The organism is Kitasatospora sp. NPDC059088 (genome assembly GCF_042738155.1).
GTDB lineage: Bacteria > Actinomycetota > Actinomycetes > Streptomycetales > Streptomycetaceae > Kitasatospora.
In genome coordinates this window covers 1-9,923 of the sequence record NZ_JBHYGR010000119.1, presented here as the reverse complement: position 1 = coordinate 9,923, position 9,923 = coordinate 1, and the positions used below count along the sequence as shown (strand labels likewise).

The 9,923-nt window shown below is 70.3% G+C and carries 8 protein-coding genes; all 8 read left to right on the top strand.

What is annotated here, in order from left to right; translation table 11 throughout:
- Positions 1-245 precede the first annotated feature (245 nt).
- Positions 246-536 carry a 30S ribosomal protein S15 gene (rpsO, locus tag ACFWXO_RS35675; protein WP_188302791.1) on the top strand — a complete coding sequence of 97 codons (291 nt, stop codon included), beginning with the start codon at positions 246-248 and terminating at the stop codon, positions 534-536.
- Between the two features lie 455 nt (positions 537-991).
- Positions 992-3,199 carry a polyribonucleotide nucleotidyltransferase gene (locus ACFWXO_RS35670; protein ID WP_375896078.1) on the top strand — a complete coding sequence of 736 codons (2,208 nt, stop codon included), beginning with the start codon at positions 992-994 and terminating at the stop codon, positions 3,197-3,199.
- Positions 3,200-3,317: 118 nt separating this feature from the next.
- Complete coding sequence (locus tag ACFWXO_RS35665; RefSeq protein WP_375896080.1) at positions 3,318-4,670, top strand: M16 family metallopeptidase; 1,353 nt, start codon at positions 3,318-3,320, stop codon at positions 4,668-4,670.
- A 29-nt stretch (positions 4,671-4,699) separates the two neighbouring features.
- On the top strand, positions 4,700-5,446 hold the full coding sequence (gene dapB / locus ACFWXO_RS35660) for a 4-hydroxy-tetrahydrodipicolinate reductase (RefSeq protein WP_380529296.1): 747 nt from the start codon (positions 4,700-4,702) through the stop codon (positions 5,444-5,446).
- A gap of 25 nt (positions 5,447-5,471) precedes the next feature.
- Positions 5,472-5,930, top strand: coding sequence for a hypothetical protein (locus ACFWXO_RS35655; RefSeq protein ID WP_375896085.1), 459 nt, complete (start codon positions 5,472-5,474; stop codon positions 5,928-5,930).
- On the top strand, positions 5,927-6,658 hold the full coding sequence (thyX, locus tag ACFWXO_RS35650; RefSeq protein WP_375896087.1) for an FAD-dependent thymidylate synthase: 732 nt from the start codon (positions 5,927-5,929) through the stop codon (positions 6,656-6,658). The genes ACFWXO_RS35655 and thyX overlap by 4 nt, the downstream gene beginning before the upstream one ends.
- A gap of 213 nt (positions 6,659-6,871) precedes the next feature.
- On the top strand, positions 6,872-7,771 hold the full coding sequence (dapA, locus tag ACFWXO_RS35645) for a 4-hydroxy-tetrahydrodipicolinate synthase (RefSeq protein ID WP_380529294.1): 900 nt from the start codon (positions 6,872-6,874) through the stop codon (positions 7,769-7,771).
- A 171-nt stretch (positions 7,772-7,942) separates the two neighbouring features.
- A complete protein-coding gene (locus ACFWXO_RS35640) occupies positions 7,943-9,628 on the top strand; it encodes a ribonuclease J (protein ID WP_375896092.1) in 1,686 nt (561 codons plus the stop codon).
- Positions 9,629-9,923 lie beyond the last annotated feature (295 nt).

Here is a 9,923-nt window from a genome sequence, read left to right as displayed (position 1 = left end):
AGGCTCGCGGGCGGGGCGGCGGGGGGCGGCGCGGCGCCCCCCCCCCGCCCGGGCCGGGCCCCCCCGCCGGCCGCCGCCCGGGGGGGGGGCGGGCCCCCCCGGCACTGGTACCCTTGGCCTTCGAGCGCAGCCGTGTGTCCACCCCTTCGTGGGCCGTCGACCGCGGACAGCGCTCGCGACACCGAGTTCTCGCAGAGTCCTGTGCTGTCGACCAGGACCGCTCGGTAGACCTTGAAGGAGTTGCAGTGGCACTCGCCTCTGACGTCAAGAAGCAGATCTTCGCCGAGTTCGGCCAGAAGGAGGGCGACACCGGTTCCCCCGAGGTCCAGGTGGCCATGCTCTCCCGCCGCATCTCGGACCTGACCGAGCACCTCAAGTTCCACAAGCACGACCACCACTCGCGTCGTGGCCTGCTGATCCTGGTCGGCCAGCGCCGCCGCCTCCTGCAGTACCTGGCCAAGAAGGACATCGAGCGTTTCCGTACGCTCGTCGACCGCCTGGGCATCCGTCGCGGTGCCGCCGGCGGCGCCCGCTAAGACCGCCGCAGGGGGCGGCTCCCCACACCGGGGAGCCGCCCCTCGCGCGTATGCCGCGGCGGGTTCGAACGCGGCACCCTGACATAACAACTCGCGCGCACCTCCCCAGGTGGCCGAGGATTGCACCGTAGGGTTGTGGGCATGCCGGGTGATGGCGCAGGAGCGCCACCCGGGCAGCAGACCCAAACCCCCCGCGGGACGAAGGCTTCAAACGGAAGCCGCCCGCATCCGAGAGAGCGTCCAGACGCGGACCGCCCGTCCCGGCCCGGCAGCCGTGAGGCGCCGGTCCTCGGTAGTGGCCCCCGGAATCCCCGCCGACGAGCGGGGCACCCCGGAGGCTTCGATCGAAGACCGGCCCGACTGCCGCCCTCCCTGGCAGGAGGGCCCCAGGGCCAGCCCGAGGCAGTGCGCGGGGACGCTCTCCCGGAGAACGTACGAAAGAGGAGATCTTCCAGGTGGAAGAGAACGTGTTCTACGCCGAGGCCGTGATCGACAACGGTTCCTTCGGCACCCGTACCATCCGCTTCGAGACCGGCCGTCTGGCCCGTCAGGCCGCCGGCTCCGCCGTGGCCTACCTCGACGACGACACCATGGTGCTGTCGGCCACCAGCGCGTCCAAGCAGCCGAAGGAGCACTTCGACTTCTTCCCGCTGACCGTGGACGTCGAGGAGCGGATGTACGCCGCCGGCCGCATCCCCGGCTCGTTCTTCCGTCGCGAGGGCCGGCCCTCCGAGGACGCGATCCTCACCTGCCGCCTGATCGACCGCCCGCTGCGCCCGTCCTTCGTCAAGGGCCTGCGCAACGAGGTCCAGGTCGTCTGCACGATCATGGCGCTCAACCCCGACCACCTGTACGACGTGGTCGCCATCAACGCCGCCTCCGCCTCCACCCAGCTGGCGGGCCTGCCGTTCTCCGGCCCGATCGGTGGCGTCCGCGTCGCGCTGATCAAGGGCCAGTGGGTCGCCTTCCCGACCCACAGCGAGCTGGAGTCGGCCGTCTTCGACATGGTCGTCGCCGGTCGCGTCCTGCCGGACGGCGACGTCGCGATCATGATGGTCGAGGCCGAGGCCACCGACAAGACCATCAAGCTGGTCGAGGGCGGCGCCGAGGCGCCGACCGAGGACGTCGTCGCCGCCGGTCTGGACGCCGCGAAGCCCTTCATCAAGGTGCTCTGCGCCGCCCAGTCGCAGCTCGCCGCCCAGGCCGCCAAGCCGACCGCCGACTTCCCGGTCTTCCTGGACTACCAGGACGACGTCCTGGCCGCGCTGACCGCCGCCGTCAAGGACGAGCTGGCCAAGGCCCTCACCATCCCGGGCAAGCAGGAGCGCAACGCCGAGCTGGACCGCGTCAAGGCGGTCGCCGCCGAGAAGCTGCTCCCCGAGTTCGAGGGTCGCGAGAAGGAGATCAGCGCCGCCTACAACGCGCTGACCAAGAAGGTCGTCCGCGAGCGCGTCATCAAGGACAAGGTCCGCATCGACGGCCGCGGTGTCACCGACATCCGCACCCTGGCCGCCGAGGTCGAGGCCATCCCGCGCGTCCACGGCTCGGCCCTGTTCGAGCGCGGCGAGACCCAGATCCTGGGCGTCACCACGCTGAACATGCTCCGGATGGAGCAGCAGCTCGACACGCTCTCCCCGGAGACGCGTCGCCGCTACATGCACAACTACAACTTCCCGCCGTACTCGGTCGGCGAGACCGGCCGCGTGGGCTCGCCCAAGCGTCGCGAGATCGGCCACGGCGCCCTCGCCGAGCGCGCCATCCTCCCGGTCCTGCCGACCCGCGAGGAGTTCCCCTACGCGATCCGCCAGGTCTCCGAGGCGCTGAGCTCCAACGGCTCCACCTCGATGGGCTCGGTCTGCGCCTCGACCATGTCGCTGCTGAACGCCGGTGTGCCGCTCAAGGCCGCCGTCGCCGGCATCGCCATGGGCCTGATCTCCCAGGAGATCGACGGCGAGACCCACTACGTCGCGCTGACCGACATCCTCGGTGCCGAGGACGCGTACGGCGACATGGACTTCAAGGTCGCCGGTACCCGCAACTTCATCACCGCGCTGCAGCTCGACACCAAGCTGAACGGCATCCCGGCCTCCGTGCTGGCCGCCGCGCTCAAGCAGGCCAAGGACGCCCGCCTGCACATCCTCGACGTGATGAACGAGGCCATCGACTCGCCCGACGAGATGTCCCCGAACGCGCCGCGGATCATCACCATCAAGATCCCGGTGGACAAGATCGGTGAGGTCATCGGCCCCAAGGGCAAGATGATCAACCAGATCCAGGAGGACACCGGCGCCGAGATCACGATCGAGGACGACGGCACCATCTACATCGGTGCCGCCGACGGCCCGGCCGCCGAGGCCGCCCGCACCACGATCAACCAGATCGCCAACCCGACCATGCCGGAGGTCGGCGAGCGCTACCTGGGCACCGTGGTCAAGACCACGACGTTCGGCGCGTTCGTGTCGCTCATGCCGGGCAAGGACGGCCTGCTGCACATCTCGCAGATCCGCAAGCTGGCCGGCGGCAAGCGCGTCGAGAACGTCGAGGACGTCCTCGGCGTCGGCGCCAAGGTGCAGGTCGAGATCGCCGAGATCGACCCGCGCGGCAAGCTCTCCCTGATCCCGGTCGTCGAGGGCGAGGAAGGCGGCGAGGCCGCTTCCGAGTGAAGCGCCGCTAGCTGACCCTTGCGGCCCGTACGCCTCCCGGCGTGCGGGCCGCACCCTGTTGTCCACGCGTTCGTCCGTACGTGCCATTCCACGTGCGTTTCCTCTGGAGGTACCCCCCGTGGCCCAGGCCCCGGCGGTAAAGCAGCGTCCCGGCTCCACCCGGACCCTGCTCAAGGGCGTCGACGGCGCCGGCACGGTGCGCCGCACCGTCCTCCCCGGCGGCCTGCGGGTCGTCACCGAGACCCTGCCGACAGTGCGCTCCGCGACCTTCGGCATCTGGGTCGGCGTCGGCTCCCGGGACGAGACCCCGCAGCTCAACGGCGCCACCCACTACCTGGAGCACCTGCTCTTCAAGGGCACCGAGCGGCGCAGCGCGCTGGACATCTCGGCGGCCCTGGACGCGGTCGGCGGCGAGATGAACGCCTTCACCGCGAAGGAGAACACCTGCTACTACGCCCGGGTCCTGGACACCGACCTGCCGCTGGCCATCGACGTGGTCTGCGACATGCTCACCGGCTCGCTGATCCGCGCCGAGGACGTCGACGCCGAACGCGGCGTCATCCTCGAGGAGATGGCGATGGCCGAGGACGACCCGGGTGACGTCGTCCACGACCTGTTCGCCAAGGTGATCTTCGGCAGCGGCCCGCTCGGCCGCCCGATCCTCGGCACCCAGGAGACCATCAAGGCCCTCACCCGGGACCAGGTCGCCGGCTTCTACCACCGCCGCTACCGCCCGGAGAACCTGGTCGTCGCGGCGGCCGGCAACCTCGACCACCGCAAGGTCGTCAAGCAGGTCCAGGAGGCCTTCGCGCCGGTGCTGGCCCGCTCCACCGCGGCGCCCGCCGAGGCCCGCCGCGGCGTCAAGGCGCTGCGCACGGCCGGCCGGGTCGAGGTGCTCAACCGCTCCACCGAGCAGGCCCACCTGGTGCTGGGCGTGCCCGGCGTGCCCCGGCACGACGAGCGCCGCTGGGCGATGGGCGTGCTCAACGCGGCCCTGGGCGGCGGGATGAGCTCCCGGCTGTTCCAGGAGGTCCGGGAGAAGCGCGGCCTGGCCTACTCCGTCTACTCGTACTCCTCCTCCTACGCGGACAGCGGCCTGTTCGGCATCTACGCCGGCTGCCAGCCCAAGCGCGTCGAGGAGGTGCTGCGGATCTGCCGCGAGGAGCTCGCCAAGGTGGTCGCCGACGGCATCACCGAGGAGGAGCTGCAGCGCGCGATCGGCCAGATCTCCGGCTCCACCGTGCTCGGCATGGAGGACACCGGCTCGCTGATGAACCGGATCGGCAAGGCCGAACTCAGCTACGGGCACCACCTGTCGGTGGACGACATGCTGGCGCGGATCGCCGCGGTGACCCTGGAGGACGTCCACGCGGTGGCCCGTGATGTGCTGGGCGCGTACCGGCCGTCGCTGGCGCTGATCGGGCCGGTCAACGACAAGCGGGCCGCCCGGCTCGCCGATCTGCTGGTCTGAGGATTGTCCCCCCGGAGAGGAACGTCGCTATGACGCTGCGTGTCGCCGTGATCGGTGCCAACGGACGGATCGGCTCGGAGGCGGTCAAGGCCGTCGAGGCCGCGCCGGACCTGGAGCTGGTGGCCACCCTCGGCCGCGGCTCCAGGCTGGAGGAGCTGACCGAGGCCGGTGCCCAGGTCGCCGTCGAACTCACCCACCCGGACTCGGTGATGGGCAACCTCGACTACTGCCTGCGCCACGGCATCCACGTGGTCACCGGCACCACCGGCTGGACCGACGAGCGACTGGCCACCGTCGAGGGCCTGTTGGCGCAGGCCCCCGACCTCGGCCTGCTGATCGCGCCCAACTTCTCCATCGGCGCGATCCTCGGCATGAAGTTCTCCCAGCTGGCGGCGAGGTACTTCGAGTCGGTCGAGGTGGTCGAACTCCACCACGACCGCAAGGCCGACGCCCCCAGCGGCACCGCCACCCGCACCGCCCAGCTGATCGCCGCGGCCCGCGCCGAGGCCGGCCGGCCGAAGCAGCAGGACCCGACCACCCACAGCCTGCCCGGCGCGCGCGGCGCCGACGTGGACGGGGTGCCGGTGCACGCCGTACGGCTGCGCGGCCTGCTCGCCCACCAGCAGGTGATGTTCGGCGACACCGGCGAGACGCTCACCATCCGGCACGACTCACTGCACCACAGCAGCTTCATGCCGGGCATCCTGCTGGGCGTGCGCAAGGTCGTCGAGACCCCGGGGCTGACCTTCGGCCTCGAACACTTCCTGGACGTGTGACCGTGGTGAACCCCAGGAGCGCGACATGACCTCCCGTACCGGTTTCTTCGTCCTGTCCGGCGTACTGCTGCTGGTCGCCCTCCTCTGCGTGGGGGAGGGCGTCCAGCTGGTCGCCACCGGAAAGCCGCTCGGCATCGGCATCGGCCTCTGCGCCTTCGTGATCCCGGTGATCGGCATCTGGTTCCTGCGCCAGACCGTCCGCTTCGGCCGGGCCAGCGAGCAGCTCGCCCGCGAGCTGGAGGCCGAGGGCGGCCTGCCGGTGGACGAGCTCCGGCGCACCGGCGGCGGACGGATCGACCGGGCCTCGGCCGACGCGGTGTTCACCCGCCGCCAGGCCGAGGCGGAGGCCGCGCCGGGCGACTGGCGGGTCTGGTTCCGCCTCGCCGTGGCCTACGCCGACGCCGGCGACACCCCGCGCGCCCGCAAGACCATGCAGCACGCCATCAAGCTGCACAGCACCGAACCCGCAAGGAGTAACGCGTGAGCGACGAACCGACGGCCCCCAGCTTCCGGAGCGACGTGACGGTGGAGCTGGTCCGCAGCGCCGCCGCCGATTCGGACGTCATCTGGTCGGCCCGGGTGTCGACCGCGGGGGAGCAGTCCCTGGAGGCGCTCCAGCAGGACCCGGAGAAGTCCAAGGGCCTGATCAACTTCCTGATGCGCGACCGGCACGGCACGCCGTTCGAGCACAACTCGATGACCTTCTTCATCAGCGCGCCGATCTTCGTGTTCCGCGAGTTCCACCGGCACCGCAGCGGCTGGTCGTACAACGAGGAGTCCGGCCGCTACCGCGAGCTGGAGCCGGTCTTCTACGTCCCGGGCACCGACCGCAAGCTGGTCCAGCAGGGCCGTCCGGGCAAGTACGAGTTCCACGAGGGCACCCCGGAGCAGCACGGGACCACCACCGGGGCGATGGAGGCCGCGTACCGCGAGTCCTACGCCCGCTACCAGGAGATGCTGGCGGCCGGCGTGGCCCGCGAGGTGGCCCGGGCGGTGCTGCCGGTCGGCCTGTTCTCCTCGATGTACGCGACCTGCAACGCGCGCTCGCTGATGCACTTCCTCTCGCTGCGCACCCGGCGGGAGAACTCGGCGGTGCCGTCCTTCCCGCAGCGCGAGATCGAGATGGTCGCGGAGCGGATGGAGGAGCAGTGGGCCCAGCTCATGCCGCTCACCCATGCGGCCTTCGAGAAGCACGGCCGGGTCGCCCCCTGACCTGGGACGACAGGCATATGGGCAGAGTGTCGGGCATGTCTGGATTGCGGCTTTTCTAGCCGCTCCCTACATTCGTGACCACGGATCCCGGTGCTGCCCGAACCCCCGAGCGGGCAGCACCGGGATCCCATTCCCCGCCCCTGGCCTGCTCACCTGTCCGAACCATGGACCGGCATGGGTACCGCCCCACCGCCTACGAGTAGCTTTGGACGCATGGCTCCGACCTCCACCCCCCAGACGCCGTTCGGCCGGGTACTGACCGCGATGGTCACCCCGTTCACCGCCGACGGCGCGCTCGACCTCGACGGCGCCCAGCGCCTCGCCACGCACCTCGTCGACTCCGGGAACGACGGCCTCGTCGTCAACGGCACCACCGGTGAGTCCCCGACCACCAGCGACGCCGAGAAGGCCCAGCTCGTCCGCGCCGTGGTGGAGGCGGTCGGGGACCGTGCCCACGTGGTGGCCGGGGTCGGCACCAACGACACCCACCACAGCGTCGAACTGGCCCGCCAGGCGGAGGCGGCCGGGGCGCACGGCCTGCTGGTCGTCACGCCGTACTACAACAAGCCCCCGCAGGAGGGCCTGTACCGGCACTTCACGCAGGTCGCCGACGCCACCGGCCTGCCGGTCATGGCGTACGACATCCCGGGCCGCAGCGGGGTCGCGCTGAGCCACGAGACCCTGGTCCGGCTCGGCGAGCACCCGCGGATCGTCGCCAACAAGGACGCCAAGGGCGACCTCGGCGCGGCGGCCTGGGCGATCGCCCGCTCCGACCTCGCCTGGTACTCCGGCGACGACATCCTGAACCTGCCGCTGCTGTCCGTCGGGGCCGCCGGCGTGGTCAGCGTCGTCGGGCACGTGGTCGCCGGTGAGTTGAAGGCCATGATCGAGGCCTACCTGGCCGGCGATGTGGCCAAGGCCACCGCCGTCCACCAGGGCCTGCTGCCGGTGTTCACCGGTATGTTCCGCACCCAGGGCGTGATCCTCACCAAGGCCGCGCTGGACCTCCAGGGCCTGCCCGCCGGGCCGCTGCGCCTGCCCCTGGTCGGCGCGACGTCCGAGGAGATCGACCGATTGAAGCAGGATCTCGCCTCCGGCGGGGTACACCTGTAGCAGACACAGACGTGCGCGCCCCGGCTCGCCGGACCCGACCGGGTCCGCCGCTGGACCGGACCGAAGGCGCGAGAGCACAGACCCAGTAGGAAGAACGACACTGAGTACGCACGCCATATGTCTCCAGGGGGAGGACCCCGGGCATATGGCGTGCGTCGTGAGGAGAGTCTTTTGAGCCACCCGCACCCCGAACTCGGCGCGCCCCCGGCCCTCAAGGAGGGCGCCCTCCGCATCACTCCGCTCGGCGGCCTCGGCGAGATCGGCCGCAACATGACGGTCCTCGAGTACGGCGACCGCATCCTGATCATCGACTGCGGCGTCCTCTTCCCCGAGGACGAGCAGCCCGGCGTGGACCTGATCCTCCCGGACTTCAGCTACATCCGGGACCGCCTCGACAAGGTCGACGGCATCGTCCTCACCCACGGCCACGAGGACCACATCGGCGCCGTCCCGTTCCTCCTGCGGGAGAACCCGGACATCCCGCTGATCGGCTCCAAGCTGACCCTCGCCCTGATCGAGGCCAAGCTCGCCGAGCACCGCATCCGGCCGTACGTGCTGGAGGTCAAGGAGGGCGAGCGCGAGCGCATCGGCCCCTTCGACTGCGAGTTCATCGCGGTCAACCACTCCATCCCGGACGCCCTCGCCGTGGCGGTCCGCACCCCCGCCGGCATGGTCGTGGCCACCGGTGACTTCAAGATGGACCAGCTGCCGCTGGACGGCCGCCTCACCGACCTGCCGACCTTCGCCAAGCTGGCGGAGGAGGGCATGGACCTGTTGCTGGTGGACTCCACCAACGCCGAGGTCCCCGGCTTCATCCCGCACGAGCGCGACATCTCGGCCGCGCTGCGAAACGTTTTCGCGAACGCCGACAAGCGCATCATCGTCGCGTCCTTCGCCAGCCACGTGCACCGCATCCAGCAGGTGCTGGACGCCGCGCACGAGTACAAGCGCAAGGTCGCCTTCGTCGGCCGCTCGATGGTCCGCAACATGGGCATCGCCCGTGACCTCGGGTACCTCAAGGTCCCCGGCAACATGGTCGTCGACGTCAAGCAGCTCGACGACCTGCCGGACAAGGAGGTCGTGCTGATCTGCACCGGCTCCCAGGGCGAGCCGATGGCGGCGCTGTCCCGGATGGCCAACCGCGACCACCAGATCCGCATCGTGGAGGGCGACACCGTCGTCCTGGCGTCCTCGCTCATCCCGGGCAACGAGAACGCCGTCTACCGCGTGATCAACGGCCTGACCCGCTGGGGCGCCAAGGTCGTGCACAAGGGCAACGCCAAGGTGCACGTCTCCGGCCACGCCTCGGCCGGCGAGCTGCTGTACTTCTTCAACATCTGCAAGCCGCGCAACCTGATGCCGGTCCACGGCGAGTGGCGCCACCTGCGGGCCGCCGCCGAGCTCGGCATCGCCACCGGCGTGCCGCGCAACCGCGTGGTCATCGCCGAGGACGGCGTCTGCGTCGACCTGGAGAAGGGCGTCGCCCGGATCGTCGGCAAGGTCCGGGCCGGCTACGTCTACGTCGACGGCGCCTCGGTCGGCGACATCACCGAGGCCTCGCTCAAGGACCGCAGGATCCTCGGCGAGGAGGGCTTCATCTCGGTCTTCGTCGCGGTCGACACCACCAACGGCAAGCTGGTCGGCAGCCCGACCATCCAGGCCCGCGGCTCCGGCATCGACGACAACGCCTTCGTGCCGGTCGTCGCCAAGCTCCAGGAGGCCCTGGACCGCTCGGCGAGCGACGGCGTGCTGGAGCCCCGCCAGGTGCAGCAGCTCGTCCGCCGGACCATCGGCAAGTGGGTCGCGGACAACTACCGCCGCCGGCCGATGATCCTGCCGGTCGTCGTCGAGGTCTGAGCCCCGCTCCAGACCCTCGTCCGGCCCCGCTGAGGCTGGTTTGACGTGGGGCTACCCGGTGCGTAATGTTCTCCGGGTTGCCCCACGGGACGAGCCCCAAGGAAGTCCTCGAATACGAATGCGAATTCGAGAACTACCGGGAAAACGGACCGAGAAACTCTGGTAGAGTTCGGGAGCGCCGAAAGGCAAAAGCCAAATCGGATGAATGAAACTCCGGAAAACGGAGCGGAAAACATCTGATAAGCTTGAAACACGAAAGAACGAAGCGCCCGGAGGGCCCGCTGGAAGGCGGTCC

What these genes read in the sequence shown, in the direction of transcription:
- dapB (WP_380529296.1), top strand. Translation starts at nt 4,700, where the DNA reads ATGACGCTGCGTGTCGCCGTGATCGGTGCCAACGGACGGATCGGCTCG.
- ACFWXO_RS35655 (WP_375896085.1), top strand. Translation starts at nt 5,472, where the DNA reads ATGACCTCCCGTACCGGTTTCTTCGTCCTGTCCGGCGTACTGCTGCTG.
- dapA (WP_380529294.1), top strand. Translation starts at nt 6,872, where the DNA reads ATGGCTCCGACCTCCACCCCCCAGACGCCGTTCGGCCGGGTACTGACC.